This window comes from Campylobacter concisus (assembly GCF_902460595.1).
GTDB classification, from domain to species: domain Bacteria; phylum Campylobacterota; class Campylobacteria; order Campylobacterales; family Campylobacteraceae; genus Campylobacter_A; species Campylobacter_A concisus_BL.
The window spans coordinates 524,101-545,201 of the sequence record NZ_CABPVA010000001.1 but is presented as its reverse complement, the minus strand read 5'-3'; the positions used below and the strand labels follow the sequence as shown (position 1 = coordinate 545,201).

The 21,101-nt window shown below is 38.9% G+C and carries 17 protein-coding genes and 6 tRNA genes; all 23 read left to right on the top strand.

What is annotated here, in order from left to right:
• Nucleotides 1-248: 248 nt before the first annotated feature.
• A tRNA-Thr gene (locus F3G86_RS02635) sits at nt 249-324 on the top strand.
• 52 nt (nt 325-376) lie between these two features.
• Nucleotides 377-461, top strand: a tRNA-Tyr gene (locus F3G86_RS02630).
• 7 nt (nt 462-468) lie between these two features.
• Nucleotides 469-545, top strand: a tRNA-Gly gene (locus tag F3G86_RS02625).
• Nucleotides 546-668: 123 nt separating this feature from the next.
• Nucleotides 669-743 (top strand) — tRNA-Thr (locus F3G86_RS02620).
• Nucleotides 744-815: 72 nt separating this feature from the next.
• Nucleotides 816-2,015: an elongation factor Tu gene (tuf, locus tag F3G86_RS02615; RefSeq protein WP_002941132.1), complete on the top strand. Its 1,200-nt coding sequence runs from the start codon at nt 816-818 to the stop codon at nt 2,013-2,015.
• A 53-nt stretch (nt 2,016-2,068) separates the two neighbouring features.
• Nucleotides 2,069-2,227, top strand: a complete 159-nt coding sequence (rpmG, locus tag F3G86_RS02610; protein ID WP_002941157.1) for a 50S ribosomal protein L33 — start codon at nt 2,069-2,071, stop codon at nt 2,225-2,227.
• A gap of 19 nt (nt 2,228-2,246) precedes the next feature.
• Nucleotides 2,247-2,322, top strand: a tRNA-Trp gene (locus tag F3G86_RS02605).
• A gap of 17 nt (nt 2,323-2,339) precedes the next feature.
• On the top strand, nt 2,340-2,519 hold the full coding sequence (secE, locus tag F3G86_RS02600) for a preprotein translocase subunit SecE (protein ID WP_002941070.1): 180 nt from the start codon (nt 2,340-2,342) through the stop codon (nt 2,517-2,519).
• A 12-nt stretch (nt 2,520-2,531) separates the two neighbouring features.
• On the top strand, nt 2,532-3,065 hold the full coding sequence (nusG, locus tag F3G86_RS02595; RefSeq protein ID WP_188116424.1) for a transcription termination/antitermination protein NusG: 534 nt from the start codon (nt 2,532-2,534) through the stop codon (nt 3,063-3,065).
• 10 nt (nt 3,066-3,075) lie between these two features.
• The gene (rplK, locus tag F3G86_RS02590) at nt 3,076-3,501 is read left to right on the top strand and encodes a 50S ribosomal protein L11 (RefSeq protein WP_021092996.1); all 426 of its coding nucleotides are present in this window, start codon (nt 3,076-3,078) and stop codon (nt 3,499-3,501) included.
• Between the two features lie 59 nt (nt 3,502-3,560).
• Nucleotides 3,561-4,262: a 50S ribosomal protein L1 gene (gene rplA / locus F3G86_RS02585; protein WP_002941167.1), complete on the top strand. Its 702-nt coding sequence runs from the start codon at nt 3,561-3,563 to the stop codon at nt 4,260-4,262.
• A 103-nt stretch (nt 4,263-4,365) separates the two neighbouring features.
• Nucleotides 4,366-4,851 carry a 50S ribosomal protein L10 gene (rplJ, locus tag F3G86_RS02580; RefSeq protein ID WP_009294520.1) on the top strand — a complete coding sequence of 162 codons (486 nt, stop codon included), beginning with the start codon at nt 4,366-4,368 and terminating at the stop codon, nt 4,849-4,851.
• Nucleotides 4,852-4,880: 29 nt separating this feature from the next.
• Complete coding sequence (rplL, locus tag F3G86_RS02575; RefSeq protein WP_012001504.1) at nt 4,881-5,258, top strand: 50S ribosomal protein L7/L12; 378 nt, start codon at nt 4,881-4,883, stop codon at nt 5,256-5,258.
• Between the two features lie 117 nt (nt 5,259-5,375).
• The gene (gene rpoB, locus F3G86_RS02570) at nt 5,376-9,521 is read left to right on the top strand and encodes a DNA-directed RNA polymerase subunit beta (RefSeq protein WP_103576216.1); all 4,146 of its coding nucleotides are present in this window, start codon (nt 5,376-5,378) and stop codon (nt 9,519-9,521) included.
• On the top strand, nt 9,508-14,022 hold the full coding sequence (rpoC, locus tag F3G86_RS02565; protein WP_149722896.1) for a DNA-directed RNA polymerase subunit beta': 4,515 nt from the start codon (nt 9,508-9,510) through the stop codon (nt 14,020-14,022). The genes rpoB and rpoC overlap by 14 nt, the downstream gene beginning before the upstream one ends.
• Nucleotides 14,023-14,154: 132 nt before the next feature.
• On the top strand, nt 14,155-14,544 hold the full coding sequence (locus F3G86_RS02560; protein WP_103608432.1) for a DoxX family protein: 390 nt from the start codon (nt 14,155-14,157) through the stop codon (nt 14,542-14,544).
• 135 nt (nt 14,545-14,679) lie between these two features.
• Nucleotides 14,680-16,092 carry a Na+/H+ antiporter NhaC gene (nhaC, locus tag F3G86_RS02555; RefSeq protein ID WP_103599177.1) on the top strand — a complete coding sequence of 471 codons (1,413 nt, stop codon included), beginning with the start codon at nt 14,680-14,682 and terminating at the stop codon, nt 16,090-16,092.
• Nucleotides 16,089-17,222, top strand: a complete 1,134-nt coding sequence (iadA, locus tag F3G86_RS02550) for a beta-aspartyl-peptidase (protein WP_149722895.1) — start codon at nt 16,089-16,091, stop codon at nt 17,220-17,222. Before nhaC ends, iadA begins: the two co-directional genes overlap by 4 nt.
• A gap of 80 nt (nt 17,223-17,302) precedes the next feature.
• Nucleotides 17,303-17,698, top strand: a complete 396-nt coding sequence (rpsL, locus tag F3G86_RS02545; protein WP_002941121.1) for a 30S ribosomal protein S12 — start codon at nt 17,303-17,305, stop codon at nt 17,696-17,698.
• A gap of 78 nt (nt 17,699-17,776) precedes the next feature.
• Nucleotides 17,777-18,247, top strand: a complete 471-nt coding sequence (gene rpsG, locus F3G86_RS02540) for a 30S ribosomal protein S7 (protein ID WP_002941142.1) — start codon at nt 17,777-17,779, stop codon at nt 18,245-18,247.
• A 12-nt stretch (nt 18,248-18,259) separates the two neighbouring features.
• Nucleotides 18,260-20,338, top strand: a complete 2,079-nt coding sequence (fusA, locus tag F3G86_RS02535; RefSeq protein WP_021090006.1) for an elongation factor G — start codon at nt 18,260-18,262, stop codon at nt 20,336-20,338.
• 77 nt (nt 20,339-20,415) lie between these two features.
• Nucleotides 20,416-20,492: transfer RNA gene (locus tag F3G86_RS02530), tRNA-Arg, on the top strand.
• A gap of 229 nt (nt 20,493-20,721) precedes the next feature.
• Nucleotides 20,722-21,099, top strand: coding sequence for a rhodanese-like domain-containing protein (locus F3G86_RS02525; protein WP_149722894.1), 378 nt, complete (start codon nt 20,722-20,724; stop codon nt 21,097-21,099).
• Nucleotides 21,100-21,101: the final 2 nt, after the last annotated feature.

Sequence of the window (21,101 nt, the reverse complement as noted above, 5' to 3'; positions counted from 1 at the left end):
TTATAATTTTTTCGTAATTATAGAAATTTTAGCTTTTAAAAAAAATAAAACTATGAAAATATGAAATTTTATATATGTAAAATTTTCTTTGATTTTTGGTAAAAGTGGCTTAGATTAGTGGGCTATTTTTGAAATTTCCTATAAAATTTATAGATTTTTGATTGCAAAAAAATTAGATAAAATATTTTTCAAAATCTCCTTGACTTTTATTTTATTTTGGGCTATAATTGCCACTTCACAAAACAGGTGCTGGTGTAGCTCAGTTGGTAGAGCTACTGCCTTGTAAGCAGTGGGTCGGCGGTTCAAGTCCGTTCACCAGCTCCATTTTGTAACAGTGTTTGACCAGAAAATACCAAAATAACTTATTAATGTTTAAGGTGAGATACTCAAGCGGCCAACGAGGGCAGACTGTAAATCTGCTGACTATGTCTTCCGTGGTTCGAATCCACGTCTCACCACCATTGTTATGCGGGAGTAGCTCAGTTGGCTAGAGCATCAGCCTTCCAAGCTGAGGGTCGCGGGTTCGAGCCCCGTTTCCCGCTCCAAAATTTGGGAAAGTAAACTGGGAGCTGTATCTAGATTTTACTAAACACAGTTATTCCATCTTTATTTTCATGAATTTTAGTTGTTTGTATGTTGATTAAAATCATCTCAGCCAAGCGTTTTTCGCTCATATGGCTCAGAGGTAGAGCACTTCCTTGGTAAGGAAGAGGTCGCGGGTTCAAGTCCCGCTATGAGCTCCACTGGTTTATATGATTTTATATTACTATACGAATTCGAATTAGATAAAGACACATATCATAACGGAGGAAAAGATGGCTAAAGAAAAATTTTCACGCAACAAGCCACACGTAAACATAGGCACTATCGGTCACGTTGACCATGGTAAAACTACTTTAACAGCTGCAATATCTGCTGTTCTTTCACGCAAAGGTCTTGCTGAGCTAAAAGATTATGATAATATTGATAATGCTCCAGAAGAGAAAGAGCGTGGTATTACAATTGCTACTTCGCACATTGAGTATGAGACAGAGAAACGTCACTATGCTCACGTTGACTGCCCAGGTCACGCCGACTATGTAAAAAATATGATTACAGGTGCTGCTCAAATGGACGGCGCTATTCTTGTTGTTTCTGCAGCAGACGGCCCAATGCCACAAACTAGAGAGCACATCTTGCTATCTCGCCAAGTTGGTGTTCCTTACATTGTTGTTTTCATGAACAAAGCAGATATGGTTGATGACGCTGAGTTACTTGAACTAGTTGAAATGGAAATTCGCGAACTACTTAACGAGTATAACTTCCCAGGTGATGATACTCCGATAGTTTCTGGTTCAGCACTTAAAGCTCTTGAAGAGGCAAAAGCTGGACAAGATGGTGAATGGTCAGCAAAAATTATGGAACTAATGGATGCAGTTGATAGCTATATCCCAACTCCAGTTCGTGCTACAGATAAAGATCTTCTTATGCCAATCGAAGACGTTTTCTCAATCTCAGGTCGTGGTACAGTTGTAACAGGTAGAATCGAGAAAGGTGTTGTTAAAGTTGGTGACACTATAGAAATCGTTGGTATCAAACCTACACAAACAACAACAGTTACTGGTGTTGAGATGTTTAGAAAAGAGATGGATCAAGGTGAAGCTGGCGATAACGTTGGTGTTCTTCTTCGTGGTACTAAAAAAGAAGACGTTGAACGTGGTATGGTTCTTTGCAAACCTAAATCAATTACTCCTCATACAAAATTTGAGGGCGAGGTTTATATCCTAACTAAAGAAGAGGGTGGTCGCCATACTCCTTTCTTTAACAACTATAGACCACAATTCTACGTAAGAACAACTGACGTTACTGGTTCTATTACATTACCAGAAGGCACAGAGATGGTTATGCCAGGTGATAACGTAAGAATTTCTGTTGAGCTTATAGCTCCAGTTGCACTTGAAGAAGGTACTCGTTTTGCTATCCGTGAAGGTGGTAGAACTGTTGGTTCAGGTGTTGTTTCAAAAATACTTGGTTAATTTATAAAATTATGCCAAAGGGGAAACCCTTTGGCTTTCTATAAGGAATATATATGAGAATTAAAATCGGTTTAAAATGCTCTGAGTGTGGTGATATTAATTATACTACTACAAAAAACAGTAAAACCACTACAGATAAGGTTGAGCTCAAAAAATATTGCCCAAGATTAAAAAAACATACTGTTCATAAAGAAGTTAAGCTAAAAAGTTAATTAAGAATAAGTAGCTATTAGGGCAATAGCTCCAACGGTAGAGCGCTGGATTCCAAATCCAATGGTTGGGGGTTCGAATCCCTCTTGCCCTGCCACAATTAAGGTTAAGATTATGGAAAAATTTATAAATTATATAAAGCTATCTAAATTGGAAATAATGAAGGTTATCTTTCCTACTAAAGAACAAATTAGAAATGCTTTTATTGCAGTTTTTATCGTGGTCGCTGTTGTTTCACTTTTTTTAGCTCTTGTTGATGTTATTATGTCCTTTGTTCTTTCTAAAGTTATATAGAATGAGGAAAAAATAATGTCACATAAATGGTATGCTATACAAACTTACGCTGGTAGCGAAATGGCAGTAAAAAGAGGAATTGAAAATTTAGTTAGAGATTACGGTATTGAAGATCAACTAAAAGAAGTTATCGTTCCTACAGAAGACGTAATAGAGATAAAAAACGGTAAGCAAAAAATTAATGAAAGAACTCTTTATCCTGGATATGCTTTTGCATGTTTAGATCTTGATACGGCTCTTTGGCATAAGATTCAGTCTTTGCCAAAGGTTGGGCGTTTTATTGGTGAGGCTAAAAAGCCTACGCCACTGACTGAAAAAGATATAAATACTATCTTGGAGAAAGTTCAAAAAAGAGCGGCACCAAAACCTAAAATATTTTTTGAGGATGGTGAAAGCGTTCGCATAACAGAAGGTCCTTTTGCTAACTTTACAGGTATCGTTGAAGAATATGACATGATACACGGCAAGCTTAGACTCAATGTTTCTATTTTTGGTAGAAGTACCCCTGTTGATATTTTGTATTCACAAGTTGAGAAGATAATTTAAGGAGCAAGAAATGGCTAAAAAAGTTATAGGTGAAATAAAATTACAAATTGCCGCAACAAAAGCAAATCCTAGCCCTCCAGTTGGTCCAGCATTAGGACAAAAGGGCGTTAACATTATGGAATTTTGTAAAGCCTTTAATGAAAAAACAAAAGATATGGTTGGATTTAATATCCCAGTTGTTATTACTGTTTATGCTGATAAAAGTTTTACATTTATCACAAAGCAACCACCTGCTACGGACCTTATTAAAAAGGCTGCAGGTATAACAAAGGGAACAGATAATCCTTTAAAAAATAAAGTAGGTAAATTGACAAAAGCTCAAGTTTTAGAAATTGTTGAGAAAAAACTTGTTGATTTAAATACAAATGATAAAGAGCAAGCAGCTAAGATTATCGCTGGTTCAGCTCGTTCAATGGGTGTCGAAGTAATAGACTAAAACCTTTACCGTCAGGTTGATTTTTAAAAGACGGAAGCAATTTATATGCGGAGAAATTTATGGGAAAAACTAGTAAGAGATTTCAAGAATTGCTCAAAAAAGTAGAGCAAGACAAAATTTATAACCTTAGCGAGGCTATCGATACAGTTAAGACTCTAGCTTCTGCTAAATTTAATGAGACAGTTGAGATTGCGTTAAAATTAAATGTTGATCCAAGACATGCTGATCAAATGGTTCGTGGTTCAGTTGTTTTACCAGCTGGCACAGGTAAAGTTGTAAGAGTTGCTGTTATAGCAAAAGATGCTAAAGCTGATGAGGCAAAAGCTGCTGGTGCTGACATAGTTGGTGCTGATGATCTAGTTGAGGATATCCAAAAAGGTATAATGAACTTTGATGTTCTTATAGCTACTCCAAATTTAATGGGTCTTGTAGGTAAAGTTGGTAGAATTTTAGGACCTAAAGGTTTAATGCCAAATCCAAAAACTGGAACAGTTACAATGGATGTTGCACAAGCTGTTAATAATGCAAAAAGTGGTCAAGTAAATTTCCGTGTTGATAAGCAAGGAAATATACATGCAGGTCTTGGCAAGGTCAATTTTACTAAAGAGCAATTAAATGAAAATATTTCAACATTTATTAAAGCTATTAATAAACATAAACCTGCGACTGCAAAAGGTAGATATGTAAAAAATGCTTCATTGTCTTTAACAATGAGTCCTTCTGTAACTCTTGATACTCAAGAAGTTATGGATTTAAAATAATAATTTAGAGAAATTTATATCTTAGATTGGAGATAGCCGAGGCCATTGGGCTTAATTGATTCGACCCGCTCTGCTTGAAATTACCGGTCGGAAAGGAGAAAAAGTGACACGTAACGAAAAAACTGAAGTTGTTGCAAAATTAGAGAGTGAATTTAAAACTGCTGAAGCTATTGTAGTTTGTGACTATCGTGGTCTTTCAGTTAAAAAACTTGAAGTTTTAAGAAATTCTGCAAAGGAACAAAATGTAAAAGTTCAAGTTATTAAAAATACTCTTGCAAATATTGCTCTTAAAAATTCTGATAAAGTCGGAATGGAACTCAAAGATACAAATATCTATCTTTGGAGCGAAGATCAATTGGCAGTAACTAAAGTAGCCGCAAAATTTGAAGAGTCAAATTCTGATCTTTTCAAAATTAAAACAGCTTATATTGATGGCGAAGTTGCAAGCGTTGATAAAGTTAAAGCTCTATCTAAAATGCCTAGCCGTGATGAGCTTATTGCGATGCTTTTGCAAGTTTGGAATGCGCCAATTCAAAATTTCACAATTGGTTTGAATGCGCTTAAAGAGAAAAAAGAACAATCAGCTTAATTAAATTTAAAAAATAATAAGGATAAAAAATGGCAATTACAAAAGAAGACGTATTAGAGTTTATATCTAATCTTTCTGTACTTGAACTTAGCGAACTTGTAAAAGAGTTTGAAGAGAAATTTGGTGTTAGCGCAGCTCCTGTAATGGTAGCTGGTGGTGCAGTTGCTGCTGGTGGTGCAGCTGCTGCTGAGGAAAAAACAGAATTTAACATCGTTCTTGTTGATTCTGGTGATAAGAAAATCAACGTTATTAAGGTTGTTAGAGCACTTACTGGTCTTGGACTTAAAGAGGCTAAAGACGCAGTTGAAGGAACTCCATCTGTTCTTAAAGAAGGCGTTAGCAAAGACGAAGCTGAAGCAGCTAAAAAAGAGCTTGAAGAGGCTGGTGCTAAGGTTGAACTTAAATAATTTTTTATTATTTAGGCTTAATATTTCAAGAGAGGGCAGAGGCTCTCTCTTTTTTAAATTTTAGATGCCTTGTAAAAGGCTATACTTTTCTTTCAAAATTACCACGAGGTAGATGCAATGTTAAATAGCTTATACTCAGGAAATCGTCTTAGGGTTGACTTCTCTAATGTCGTTAAAGAGATAGATGTTCCGAACCTACTACAACTACAAAAAAAGAGCTTTGATAATTTTTTAAATCTAAATAACAATCAGACAGAAAGCGGTATCGAAAAAGTTTTTAAGTCGATTTTCCCTATACATGATCCGCAAAATCGTTTGACTTTAGAATATGTTAGCTCAGAGATTGGAAAACCAAAATATACAATCAGAGAGTGCATAGAAAGAGGTCTTACATACTCTGTAAATTTAAAAATGAAAATACGCCTTATTGTCCATGAAAAAGATGATAAGACTGGTGATAAAGTTGGCGTTAAAGATATAAAAGAGCAAGAAATTTTTATACGTGAAATTCCGTTGATGACAGATAGAATTTCATTTATTATAAATGGCGTTGAGCGTGTTGTTGTAAACCAACTTCATAGAAGCCCTGGCGTTATCTTTAAACAAGAAGAGAGTGCGACTGTTGCAAATAAACTTATCTATACAGCTCAAATAATCCCAGATCGCGGATCTTGGTTGCACTTTGAATATGATACAAAAGATATTTTATATGTTAGGATAAATAAGCGCAGAAAAGTGCCTGTAACTATCTTGTTTAGGGCATTAGGATATAAAAAACAAGACATTATTAAGCTATTTTATCCGATACAAAATTTGGTTATTAAAAATAATAAATTTTTAACTCTTTTCAATCCAGAGGATTATCTAGGAAGAGTTGAGTATGATATAAAAAATGAAGATGGAGAAGTTCTTCACCAGGCTGGCAAGCGCCTAACAAAGAAAAAAGCTGATAAATTAATCGAAGATGGCGTTAAATTTGTCGAGTATCCGATCGAAGCACTTATAGGTAGATATTTGGCAAACCCTGTGATAAACACAGAAAGCGGCGAAATTTTATATGACACACTATCTGCTCTTGATGAGAATAAACTTGCAAAAATTTTAGCTGAGCATGAAAGTATTGACATTATAAACAACTCTGCAGCTGGTGTTGACGACGCTATAATAAATTCATTTATCGCTGACAATGATATGCTTAAAGTTTTAAAACAAACTGAGGGTGTTGATGATGAAAATGACCTTGCTGCGATTAGAATTTACAAGGTTATGAGACCTGGCGAGCCGGTAGTTAAAGAGGCTGCAAAAAGCTTTGTAAATGATATATTGTTTAACCCTGAAAGATATGACTTAACAAAAGTTGGTCGTATGAAGATGAACCACAAGCTCTCGCTTGATGTGCCAGAGTACGTTACTTTGCTAACTAGCGAAGATATCATCAAAACTGCAAAATATCTTATAAAAGTTAAAAACGGACAGGGCCACATTGACGATCGCGACCACCTTGGCAACCGCCGTATAAGATCGATCGGTGAGCTACTTGCTAGTGAGCTTCACCTTGGTTTTGTTAAGATGCAAAAGGCTATCCGTGATAAATTTACAAGCCTGAGCAACAATACTGACGAGATCATGCCTTATGATCTTATCAATCCAAAAATGATCACAGCAACAATCATGGAATTTTTCACAGGCGGTCAGTTAAGCCAGTTTATGGATCAGACAAACCCACTGAGTGAGGTTACACACAAGCGCCGTCTATCTGCACTGGGCGAGGGTGGCTTGGTAAAAGAGCGTGCTGGATTTGAGGTGCGTGACGTTCACCCGACTCACTACGGTAGAATTTGTCCAGTTGAGACACCGGAAGGTCAAAATATCGGTCTTATAAATACTCTTTCAACTTATGCAAAAGTAAATGACCTTGGCTTTGTTGAGGCGCCTTATAAAAAGGTCGTCGATGGCAAAGTGACTGATGAGATAGTCTATCTAACAGCAACACAAGAAGAGGGTAATGTTATCGCTCCAGCATCAACCAAGCTTGATGAAAATGGACATATTGTTGAGGATTTGATCGAGGTTAGAAAAGAGGGCGAGATGATGCTTGCTCGTAGAGAAGATGTTACCTTGATTGACCTTTGCTCTGGTATGATAGCAGGTGTTGCAGCTTCACTTATCCCTTTCCTAGAGCACGACGACGCTAACCGTGCGCTTATGGGTTCAAACATGCAACGTCAAGCTGTGCCACTACTTCGTTCAACTGCTCCTATCGTTGGAACAGGTATGGAGAGTGTTATCGCAAGAGATGCTTGGGAGAGCGTAAAAGCAAAACGTGGAGGCGTGGTTGAAAAGGTTGATAATAAAAACATCTTTATCCTTGGTGAAGATGAAGCTGGTCCATATATCGATCACTACTCTTTAGAGAAAAATTTAAGAACAAACCAAAATACGACATTTTCACAACACCCTATCGTTAAAAAAGGCGACGAGATCGAGGCTAATCAAATCATAGCTGATGGTCCAAGCATGGAAAAAGGCGAGCTAGCTATCGGTAAAAACGCACTAATTGCGTTTATGCCTTGGAATGGCTACAACTACGAGGATGCGATCGTTATTAGTGAAAAAATGATACGTGAAGACGCCTTTACAAGCGTTCATATCTATGAAAAAGAGATTGAGGCTCGTGAGCTAAAAGACGGTGTTGAAGAGATAACAAAAGATATACCAAATGTCAAAGAAGAGGAGCTTATGCACCTTGATGAAAGTGGTATCGTTAAAATCGGTACAGAGATCAAGCCTGGTATGATCCTTGTTGGTAAAGTATCTCCAAAAGGCGAGGTTAAGCCAACCCCAGAAGAAAGACTTTTGCGTGCGATCTTTGGCGAAAAAGCTGGTCACGTTGTAAATAAATCGCTCTATGCTTCAGCTTCGATGGAAGGCGTGGTTGTTGATGTTAAAATTTTCACCAAAAAAGGCTATGAAAAAGATAGCAGAACAAACAAAGCTTATGAAGAAGAGAAGACACTTTTAGAAAAAGAGCACCACGATAGACTGCTTATGCTAGACCGCGAAGAGATGCTAAAAGTTACAGCACTTCTTTCTAAAAACCCACTAGCGAGTGATCAAGAGGTAAATAAAAAAGAGTATAAAAAAGGCTCAAAGATCAATAAAGCTGACTTTGAGAATATCAATAGATTTACTCTAAATGCTATCGTAAAGAGCTTTTCAAAAGATATCCAAAAGAAATATGATGAGCTAAAAAATTACTTCCAAAATGAGAAGAAAAAGCTCAAAGAAGAGCACGACGCTAAGATAGAAATTTTAGAAAAAGATGACATTTTACCAAGCGGCGTTGTAAAACTTGTAAAAGTTTATATAGCTACAAAACGCAAACTAAAAGTTGGCGATAAAATGGCTGGACGTCACGGCAACAAAGGTATCGTTTCAAATATAGTAAGAGAAGTCGATATGCCTTATCTTCCAAGCGGTCAGATCGTTGATATCGTGCTAAACCCACTAGGCGTTCCAAGCCGTATGAACATCGGTCAAATTTTAGAGAGCCACCTTGGTCTTGTTGGTTACCGTTTAGGCGAGCAGATCAATGAAATTTTTGAGACCAAAAAAGGCGAGTGGATAAAAGAGCTAAGAGCTAAGATGATAGAAATTGCAAGCGTTGCTAAGCTAATGGACGCTAAAAAAGCTCTTGGTAAGATGAGCGATGAGAAGCTTCTTGAGTATGCAAAAGATTGGAGCAATGGCGTAAGATTTGCAACTCCTATTTTTGAAGGCGTTAAAGCTGACGAATTTGCAAAACTATTTGAGATGGCAAAGATAGATAGCGACGGTAAAACTGAGCTATATGACGGACGTACAGGCTCAAAGATAAGAGAACGCGTTAATGTTGGTTGTATGTATATGCTAAAACTTCACCACTTGGTTGATGAAAAAGTTCACGCAAGAAGTACTGGACCATACAGTCTTGTTACGCAACAACCTGTTGGCGGTAAGGCGCTATTTGGTGGTCAAAGGTTTGGTGAGATGGAGGTTTGGGCACTTGAGGCTTATGGTGCTGCTCATACACTAAGAGAGATGCTAACTGTAAAATCAGACGATGTTGAGGGAAGACTTTCTGCTTACAAAGCTTTAACAAGAGGTGAAAACGTTCCTGAGACTGGTATCCCTGAGACGTTCTTTGTTCTAACAAACGAGCTAAAATCACTAGCTCTTGATGTGGAAGTATATGATGAGGATGAGACAAATGAAACTAACTAATTTAAAACCAGTTGAGATAAAAGAAGAGCATAGACCTCGTGATTTTGAAGCTTTTCAACTTCGTTTAGCAAGTCCTGAGAAGATAAAATCTTGGAGTTATGGCGAGGTTAAAAAACCAGAAACTATCAACTACCGCACGCTAAAACCTGAGCGTGACGGTTTGTTTTGTGCCAAAATTTTTGGACCGATCCGCGACTACGAGTGCCTTTGTGGTAAATATAAAAAGATGCGCTACAAAGGTATCAAATGCGAAAAGTGCGGCGTTGAAGTAACAACATCTAAAGTTCGTCGCTCTCGCATGGGTCACATCGAGCTTGTAACTCCAGTGGCTCATATTTGGTATGTAAATTTCTTGCCAAGCCGTATAGGTGCGCTTCTTGGTATCAAGATGAAAGACCTTGAACGCGTACTTTACTATGAGGCATACATTGTTGATAATGCTGGCGAGGCTTATTATGACAATGAAAATTCTAAAAAAGTTGAAAAATATGACGTTTTAAACGAGGAGCAATATCAAAGCCTAGCTTCAAGATATGAAGAGAGTGGCTTTAGTGCTAGAATGGGTGGCGAGGTCATCTATGATATGCTAGCTGAGCTTGATCTAACTCAAATTTTAAATCAGCTACAAGAAGAGATGGAGGCTACAAATTCTGAGGCCAAGAAAAAGACTATCGTAAAACGTCTAAAGGTTATCGAGAGCTTTTTAAATTCAGGCAACCGCCCAGAGTGGATGATGATAACAAATTTACCAGTTCTTCCGCCTGATCTTAGACCACTTGTTAATCTTGATGGCGGTAAATTTGCTGTTTCAGACGTAAATGATCTATATCGCCGTGTAATAAATAGAAATAGCCGTCTAAAACGCCTGCTTGAGCTTGACGCACCTGAGATCATTATAAGAAACGAAAAGAGAATGCTTCAAGAGGCTGTTGATGCGCTATTTGACAATGGCCGTAGAGCAAATGCGGTAAAAGGTGCAAATAAACGCCCACTAAAATCACTAAGTGAGATCATCAAAGGTAAGCAAGGCCGTTTCCGTCAGAATTTGCTAGGTAAGCGTGTTGATTTCTCTGGACGTTCTGTTATCGTCGTTGGTCCAAAGCTAAAGATGGATCAGTGTGGTCTTCCAAAGAAGATGGCTTTAGAGTTATTCAAGCCACATTTGCTTGCTCGCCTTGAAGAAAAAGGCTATGCGACAACTGTTAAGCAAGCTAAAAAGATGATAGAAGATAAGACAAATGAGGTTTGGGAGTGCCTAGAAGAGGTCGTTAAAGACTATCCAGTCATGCTAAACCGTGCTCCGACACTTCACAAGCTCTCTATCCAGGCGTTTCACCCAGTTCTTGTTGAGGGCAAGGCTATCCAGCTTCACCCACTAGTTTGTGCGGCGTTCAACGCTGACTTCGACGGCGACCAAATGGCTGTTCACGTACCACTATCTCAAGAGGCTATCGCTGAGTGTAAAATTTTGATGCTTAGCTCAATGAACATCTTGCTTCCTGCAAGTGGTAAGGCCATCACAGTCCCTTCACAAGATATGGTTTTAGGAATTTATTACCTAAGCCTAGAGAGAAACGATGAAAAAGGTGCAAATAAAATTTTCTCAAGCGTTGATGAAGTAATGATCGCTGAAGAGGCTAACACTCTTGGCCTTCACGCTAAAATCAAAACAATGGTTGATAACAAGATCATCTTTACAACAGCTGGTCGCTTGATCTTAAGAGCGATACTTCCTGATTTTGTCCCTGAAAATATGTGGAATAAGATCATGAAGAAAAAAGACATTGCAAATTTGGTTGATTATGTTTATAGAAATGGCGGCCTTGAAGTAACGGCTGACTTCCTTGATAAGCTTAAAAATTTAGGCTTTAGATATGCTACAAAAGCGGGAATTTCTATCTCTATCGCAGACATCATCGTGCCAGATAGCAAGCAAAAATATATCGATGAAGCTAAGAAAAAAGTTCGTGAAATTCAAAAGCAATATGGCGCTGGTCTTTTAACAGATAGTGAGAGATACAACAAGATCATTGATATTTGGACAGATACAAACAACAGCGTTGCAAGCGAGATGATGAAGCTTATACAAAGCGATAAGGGCGGATTTAACTCAATTTATATGATGGCTGACTCAGGTGCGAGAGGTAGTGCAGCGCAAATTCGCCAGCTAGCTGGTATGCGTGGTCTTATGGCAAAACCAGACGGCTCGATCATCGAAACACCGATCATTTCAAACTTCCGTGAAGGTCTAAACATAATGGAGTACTTCAACTCAACCCACGGAGCTAGAAAGGGTCTTGCAGATACCGCGCTAAAAACTGCCAACGCTGGTTATCTAACAAGAAAGCTAATCGACGTTGCTCAAAACGTTAAAGTTACAATGCACGACTGCGGTACGCACGAGGGTGTTGAGATCACAGATATCACAGAGAGCGGCGAGCTTATAGAAAGCCTTGAAGAGAGAGTATTAGGCCGTGTTTTAGCAGACGATGTGATCGATCCTATAACAAATGAAATTTTATTTAGCGAAGGCACATTGCTTGATGAGGAGAAAGCTAAGGCAATAACAGAAGCTGGCATAAAATCAGTAAGCATTAGAACTCCTATCACGTGCAAGGCACCAAAAGGCGTTTGCGCAAAATGTTATGGCTTAAATTTGGGTGAGGGCAAACTTGTAAAACCAGGCGAGGCTGTCGGTATCATCTCAGCTCAATCAATTGGTGAGCCAGGTACTCAGCTAACGCTAAGAACGTTCCACATCGGTGGTACGGCTTCTACTGAGCAGCAAGACCGCCAAGTCATCGCTCAAAAAGAGGGCTTTATTAGATATTACAACCTTAGCACATACGAGAACAACGGCAAGAAGATCGTTGCAAACAGAAGAAGTGCAGCTGTATTACTTGTTGAGCCAAAGATAAAATCAACAATTGATGGTAAAATCGAGATCGAATATGCCCACGAAGATGTAAATATCGTTATCAAGGGCAAAAAAGAAGAGATCAAATATACCATCAGAAGAAACGACCTTGCTAAGCCAAACGAACTAGCTGGCGTTAGCGGTAAGATCGAAGGCAAGATGTATATCCCTTATACAAATGGCGACAAGGTAAAAGAGAATGAGAGTATCGTTGAGATAATAAAAGAGGGCTGGAACGTTCCAAATCGTATCCCATATGCTAGTGAGCTTAAAATTTCAGACGGCGATCCAGTAACTAGAAAGATCACAGCAGATGCAAATGGTGTGGTTAAATTTTTCATACTAAAAGGTGACTTCCTTGATAGGCTAAAAGATATCAAAAAAGGTCACAAAGTAACTGAAAAAGGCTTCTTTGTTGTCGTTTCTGACAAGGATGGACGTGAGGCAGTTCGCCACTATATCCCAAGAAATTCTATCATCCAAGTATCAGATAATGATGCGGTAGAAAGAGCGACAGTGGTTTCACTACCTGAAAAAGATGACAAACTAATAATCGCTGAGTGGGATCCATACTCAACTCCAACTATCGCAGAAGAGGCTGGTGTGGTTAGCTTTGAAGATGTCGAGCCAGGATATAGTGCGACTGAGCAAGCTGATGAGGCAACTGGTCAAAGACGTCTTGTTATCAACGAATATTTGCCAAGTGGCGTAAAACCAGCGATCATTATCACTACAAAGAGCGGACATTTGATCAAGTACCCACTTGATCCAAAAACTGCGATCTTCGTTTCAAGTGGCGATGAAGTGGCCCAAGCTGACATTTTGGCTAAGACTCCAAAAGCTGTTGCTAAGTCAAAAGATATCACTGGTGGTCTTCCAAGAGTTAGTGAGCTATTTGAGGCAAGACGCCCTAAAAATACAGCTATCGTTGCAGAGATCGACGGCGTTGTTAGATTTGACAAGCCACTTCGCTCAAAAGAGCGCATCATCATCCAAGCAGAAGATGGCACGACAGCTGAGTATTTGATCGAGAAGAGCCGCCAGATCCAAGTAAGAGACGGCGAATTTGTCCATGCTGGTGAGAAACTAACAGACGGACTTATCTCAAGCCATGATATTTTAAGAATTCTAGGTGAAAAGGCGCTTCACTACTATTTGATCAGTGAAATTCAGCAAGTTTATCGCCGCCAGGGTGTTGCGATCGCTGATAAGCATATCGAGATCATCGTCTCTCAAATGCTTCGCCAAGTCAAAATCGTCGATAGTGGAAATACAAATTTCATCGTTGGCGACATGGTTTCAAGAAACAAATTTAAAGAAGAGAACGAGCGCATTATGAAAATGGGTGGCGAGCCAGCTATCGCTGAGCCGATCCTTCTTGGTGTTACAAGAGCGGCTATCGGAAGTGATAGTGTGATATCTGCTGCGTCATTCCAAGAGACAACTAAGGTCTTAACAGAAGCCTCAATCGCTGCTAAATTTGACTATCTTGAAGATCTAAAAGAGAACGTCATCCTTGGACGTATGATCCCAGTTGGTACTGGTTTTTACAAAGACAAAAAGATAAAGATCAAAGAAAACTAATATATTAAGCCCCGCTTTTGGGGCTTAAACCTCTCATAAATTTCCCACTTAAATTTACAAAATTTCAAAATTTACAAGCCATTAATCAATATTAAATAAAATCCCTAACTAAAAATATGTAACGGAGATATTATGAAAAATGTCGATCTTGGACTTTTATTTCTACGCTTAGGCCTTGGAATTTGCCTTTTTATGCACGGCTTTGGCAAAATTTTACATGGAGTTGGCGGCGTAAAGAGCATTTTAGTTGATGCTGGACTACCTAGTTTTCTGGCGTATTTTGCCTATCTTAGCGAGGTTTTAGCCCCTATAATGATCGCTGTTGGCTTTTGCTCAAGGCTTGGCGCGCTCCTAGTGTTTGGCTCTAGTCTTGTCATTTTGTATTCGTATTTTGGCTTATCAAATTTACTTGAGCTAACTAATGTAAATGGCTTTAAAGCAGAGCTTATATATCTTTATATCGCTATGTCACTTTGCATCATCTCGACTGGTAGTGGCAAATACGCTATCAAGCAAGACTGATCTAAATTTAGCACATATCAGATGTGCTAAATTTTCACACGTTTTGTTTAAATTTTAATTTTATTTTATTTTTTTATAACAATTTAAGTTTGTAGCCTTTAAATTCAAAAGTATCTCAAATTTAAAGGACACATGATGAACTCTATAAAAAAAGAGCCTTCGTTTCTGCTAGCCCTTACGCCTATCTTGGTTATGATCGTAGGCCTTGCGCTTGGCGTTGGTTATATGAAGCTAAAGGTTGAGCCGATCATTTTGATAGCAGCCCTAGTGGCTGGTGGCATCGCTTGGAGACTAGGATATAGCTGGAGCGAGCTTCAAGAAGGAGTGATAGAGAAAATTTCAAGCTCACTCCCGGCACTTATGATACTTTGGGCAGTTGGTTTGCTTATTGGCTCATGGGTATTTTCAGGCACTATCCCTATGATCATCTACTACGGCGTGGATCTTATAAGTCCGCAGTATCTAGTCTTAACCGCTTTTGTCATCGCAGCTATCATCTCAACTGTAACTGGCACATCTTGGGGTTCTGCTGGCACAGTCGGTGTCGCCATCATGGGCATAGCTCAAGGTCTTGATGTAAATTTAGCGGCAACTGCTGGCGCGGTAGTTGCAGGAGCATACTTTGGCGACAAGCTCTCTCCGCTTTCAGATACGACAAATCTAGCCCCGATAGCAGCTGGCTCAGAGCTTTATGAGCACATCAGACATATGTTTTATACAACTATCCCAGCAACTATCGTTGCGATAGCGGCTTATCTATTTTTTGGAAGCGAGGCCGCAAGTAGTGGTGCAAATGTTTCAGAGTCGGTTTTGGCGCTTCAAGGTCAGCTTGATAAAATTTTTCACTGGAACATCATCTTACTTTTGCCTGTGCTTTTTGTCTTGGCTGGCTCTGTGCTAAAGTGGCCAACCATCCCAGTAATGATCATTGCATCGCTATTTTCAGTGCTTCTTGGTGTGATCGTTCAAGATTTTAGCTTTAAAAATGGCTTTATCTCAGTGATGACTGGCTTTAACGTCACGATGAGCGGCATTAATATGGAGTTTTCAAAAGATATCACCAAGCTTCTAAATAGAGGTGGCGTGAGCTCGGTAAATTCAACCACCATCCTAGTCATCTGCGCTATGGGCTTTGCTGGTATCATCTCAAAAACTGGCATGCTTACAAAGGTGCTTCACACTATCATGGCAAAGGTCAAATCAACAGCAGGCGTCATTATCTCAACTATCGGCTCATGCTTAACTGTCGCATTTGTCACAGGTAGCTCATATCTTTCTATCCTCATCCCTGGTGAGATGTTTAAAGACTTTTATAAAGAGAAAAATTTAGCAGCCAAAAACCTATCAAGAACACTTGAAGACTCTGGCACCGTTATCGTTCCACTCATCCCTTGGTCAGCAGCAGGCGCATACATGACAGCCACACTTGGCGTGCCAACGGTAGAGTATTTACCTTGGGCGATACTAAACTACATGGGCGTTGTCTTTGCTATCATTTTAGCACTTACTGGCATCGGCATAGCTAAGATAAACAAGGATGCCAAATGATACTTATAAAAAACGCCAAAATTTACTCGCCAAAATTTCTCGGCACAAAAGATATATTTATATGTAATGGTAAGATCGTCTGCATAGCCGAAAATTTAGAGCCAAATTTGCCAAATATAAAGGTGATCGACGCTTCAAATTTAGTAGCCATACCAGGTCTTATTGATAAGCACGTGCATATCACTGGAGGCGGCGGAGAGGGCGGCTTTAAGACTAGGGTGCCTGAGATCATGCTTTCAAATTTAATAGAAGCTGGCATAACGACGGCTGTTGGCCTACTTGGAACTGACAGCACCACAAGAAGCGTTGAAAATTTAGTCGCAAAAGCTCACGCACTAAACGACGAGGGCATCACATGCTACGCTCACACCGGTGCATACAGCTCTAAAACGCCAACTATAACTGGAGAGATCGAAAAAGATATCGTCTTTGTTGGTCCCATAATCGGAACCAAGCTAGCTATAAGCGACCACCGCTCATCAAGCGTGAGTAAAGATGAGCTAGCTCACATAGTCTCGGCTGGCAGAGTCGCTGGTATGATCAGCTCAAAGTCAGGACATACCACGCTTCACATGGGTGATGGCAAGAAGGGTTTAAATTTGATCTACGAAGTGCTAAATGAGTACGACATGCCGATCACGCTATTTCAGCCAACGCACGTAAATAGAAACGAGGAGCTTTTTAAACAAAGCTTTAAATTTATAAAAGACGGCGGCTATATCGACTTTACATGCATGCCAGGTCTTACGCCACTTGAGGCTGTAAAGCGCATCAAAAAAGAAAATTTACCGACAAATAAGATAACCATCAGCTCAGACGGCTTTGGTAGCTACTCTAGCTATGATAGCGACGGAAATTTACTAAAAATAGGTATCGCTAGCGTTAAGAGTCTATATGAAGAGTTTATAAATTTTGTAAAAGATGGCTTTAGTATCGAGGAGGCGTTGCCATATTTCACAACAAACGTGGCAAAAAGCGTGGCCTTGCAAAACAAAAAAGGCGAGATAAAGGAAAATTACGATGCAGATATTTTGCTAATCGATGAGAAATTTGAGATTAAATTTGTCGTTGCAAAGGGTGAAATTTTAAAAGATGACAGTGGTTTTATAAAAAAAGGAACTTATGAATAAGTCTAACTTATTAACCGTTATTTAAGCTTTTTTTAAATAAAATTAGGTCTTTTTAATAAATTTAGTTGAAAGGAATTATTGTGCCAACCATAAATCAATTGGTAAGAAATGAACGCAAGAAAGTGACTGTTAAGTCAAAATCTCCAGCGTTAAAAGAGTGCCCTCAAAGAAGAGGAGTTTGCACTAGGGTTTATACTACAACTCCTAAAAAACCAAACTCAGCTTTGAGGAAAGTTGCCAAAGTTAGGCTTACAAGCGGTTTTGAAGTCATCAGCTATATCGGCGGTGAAGGTCACAACCTACAAGAACACAGTATCGTTTTAGTTCGCGGCGGTAGGGTTAAAGACTTGCCAGGTGTTAAATATCACATCGTTCGTGGCGCACTTGATACTGCTGGTGTTGCAAAAAGAACAGTTTCTCGTTCTAAATATGGTGCAAAACGCCCTAAAGCTGGCGCTGCTGCTCCAAAAAAGTAAAAAATTAGGTTCGCAGACGTTGCTTAAATTTGCAAACGTTTGAGTAAAATTTCATAAAAATTTGAAGGAAAAATCAAAATGAGAAGAAGAAAAGCTCCTGTAAGGGAAGTTTTACCTGATCCGATTTACGGAAATAAAATAATCACTAAATTTATTAATTCTCTTATGTATGATGGCAAAAAAAGCGTCGCTACAGAGATAATGTATGGTGCTATTAAAGCTATCGAAAAGAAAAATGCTGAGGTTAAAGGCATCGACGTTTTTAACGACGCTATCGAAAATGTAAAACCTATTTTAGAAGTTAAATCACGCCGTGTTGGTGGTGCTACTTATCAAGTACCAGTTGAGGTTCGTCCAGCTCGCCAACAAGCTCTTGCTATCCGCTGGCTTATAACTTTTGCTAGAAAAAGAAGCGAAAGAACGATGGTTGATAAACTAGCAAATGAGCTTTTAGATGCGGCAAATTCAAAAGGTGCATCTTTCAAGAAGAAGGAAGATACTTACAAGATGGCAGAGGCTAATAAAGCATTTGCTCACTACCGCTGGTAAGAAAGAATTAGTATGGCAGAGAGAAAAACGCCTTTACATAAGGTAAGAAATATCGGTATTGCGGCTCACATTGATGCTGGAAAAACAACTACCAGCGAGAGAATTTTGTTCTTCACTGGTATGAGCCATAAGATAGGTGAGGTTCATGATGGTGCTGCTACTATGGACTGGATGGAGCAAGAAAAAGAGCGTGGTATTACTATTACATCGGCTGCAACTACAGCGTTTTGGAAGGGCTACCAAGTAAACCTAATCGACACTCCGGGACACGTTGACTTTACTATCGAAGTTGAGCGTTCTATGCGTGTTCTTGACGGTGCTGTTGCGGTATTTTGTTCTGTTGGTGGTGTTCAGCCACAGTCTGAAACTGTTTGGAGACAAGCAAATAAATATCACGTACCAAGAATCGTTTTTGTCAATAAAATGGACAGAATTGGTGCAAATTTCTTTAGAGTTGAAGAGCAGATCAGAGAAAGATTAAAAGCAAATCCAGTGCCTATTCAAATTCCAATCGGTGCGGAGGATAACTTTAAAGGCGTGGTTGATCTTGTAAGAATGAAAGCATACGTTTGGAATGACGAGAAAAAGCCAACTGACTATGTTGAAGAAGAAATTCCGGCTGAAGTTAAAGATAAGGCTGAAGAATACCGTGCAAAACTAATCGAAGCTGTTTCTGAAACAGACGATAGTTTGATGGAGAAATTCTTTGCAGGTGAAGAGCTAACTGAAGAAGAGATCAAAAAAGGTATAAAAGCAGGCTGCTTAAGAATGACTATCACGCCTATGCTTTGCGGAACTGCATTTAAGAACAAAGGCATCCAGCCTCTACTTGATGCTGTTGTTGATTATTTACCAGCTCCAGATGAGATTGCAGCGATAAATGGTGTTTATGAAGATGGCACTGAAGTGACTGTTGAAAGTACAGATGATGGCGAATTTGCCGCTCTTGCGTTTAAGATCATGACTGACCCATTTGTTGGACAGTTAACATTTATCCGTGTTTATAGAGGAAGTCTTGAAAGTGGTAGCTATGCTTATAACACAGTTCAAGACTGCAAAGAGAGAATTGGCCGCTTACTAAAAATGCACTCAAATAAACGTGAAGAGATTACAGAACTTTTCGCTGGCGAAATCGGTGCTGTTGTTGGTCTAAAAAATACTCTAACTGGTGATACTCTTGCAAGTGAAAAAGATAAGGTTATTCTTGAGAGAATGGACTTCCCAGAGCCAGTTATTAGTGTTGCGGTTGAACCAAAAACAAAAGCAGATCAAGAAAAAATGGCGATCGCTCTTCAAAAACTTGCTCAAGAAGATCCAAGCTTTAGAGTTAGTACTGATGAAGAGAGCGGACAAACTATTATTAGCGGTATGGGTGAGCTTCACCTAGAGATCATTGTTGATCGTATGCTTCGTGAATTTAAAGTAGACGCTGAGGTTGGTCAACCACAAGTTGCTTACCGCGAGACTATTCGCAAGGCAGTTGAGCAAGAGTATAAGTACGCTAAACAATCAGGTGGTCGTGGTCAATATGGTCACGTATTCTTACGCATCGAGCCGCTTCCAGCTGCTAGTGGATTTGAATTTGTTAACGACATCAAAGGTGGTGTTGTTCCAAAAGAATATATCCCAGCTGTTGAAAAAGGTTGTAAAGAAGCACTTCAAAGCGGTGTTCTTGCTGGATATCCAGTTGAAGATGTTAAAGTTACACTTTTCGATGGTAGCTACCACGAAGTGGATTCATCTGAGATGGCATTTAAACTTGCTGCTTCAATGGGCTTTAAAGAGGGCGCTAGAAAAGCAGGTGCGGTTATACTTGAACCTATGATGAAAGTTGAAGTTGAGACTCCAGAAGAGTATATGGGTGATGTTATCGGTGACCTTAACAAACGCCGTGGCCAAGTAAATTCAATGGATGATAGAAATGGTGTAAAAATCATTGCAGCTTACTGCCCACTAGCACAAATGTTTGGCTACTCAACAGATCTTCGCTCAATGACTCAAGGTCGTGCGACTTACTCAATGGAATTTGATCACTACGAGGAAGTTCCTAAAAACGTAAGTGAAGAGATTATTAAAAAGAGAAATGGTTAATTAGCCAAATAGGGCAGAGTGATCTGCCCTATAAAATTTAATCACTTGGATAAAAATTTAAACTAACTTGCAAATTTGTCCTCATAGCTCAGCTGGATAGAGCGCAGAATTCCTAATTCTGAGGTCGTGAGTTCGAACCTCGCTGGGGACACCACTCCTATTTTTTAAATACTATGTCGCAACAATCTTTGTGAGAGCGTTTTAACCTTTTATATTAAAAATTTATATTTTTTATAAGTAATTAGCTTTGACATAAAAATAAATTTATTTTTCTTCTTAATTAATTATCTGTATGACTTTATTATTAATAAATTTTATCAACAAAAATTTTATATATTTAATAATCCATGCTAACATTTCAAAAATTTATTTAAGGAGAGTAGATGAAAAAAATTTTACTTTTGGGAGCTGTTTGTTGTATGTTGTCAGCTGATGTTAAAACTGTTAATATAAGCCCAGATGAGATCAAAAAATATGATCAGATTGTCGATATTAGAACTCCATCTGAGTGGCAAGAGACTGGCATCATAGCTGGTGCGAAGACTATCACTTTTGATCCAAGCGACAAGAGTGCATTTTTAGATGAGCTTTCAAAGGCGGTTGATATCAAAAAGCCTATCGCTCTTGTTTGTAGAAGCGGCAGAAGGAGCACAGCAGCAGCTGCTGCGATAGATAGCTCGGATATCAAGATTATAAATTTAGATGGTGGTATGAGTAGTTTGATCGAGCAAGGCTACAAAACTACACCTTATAAAAAATAGAC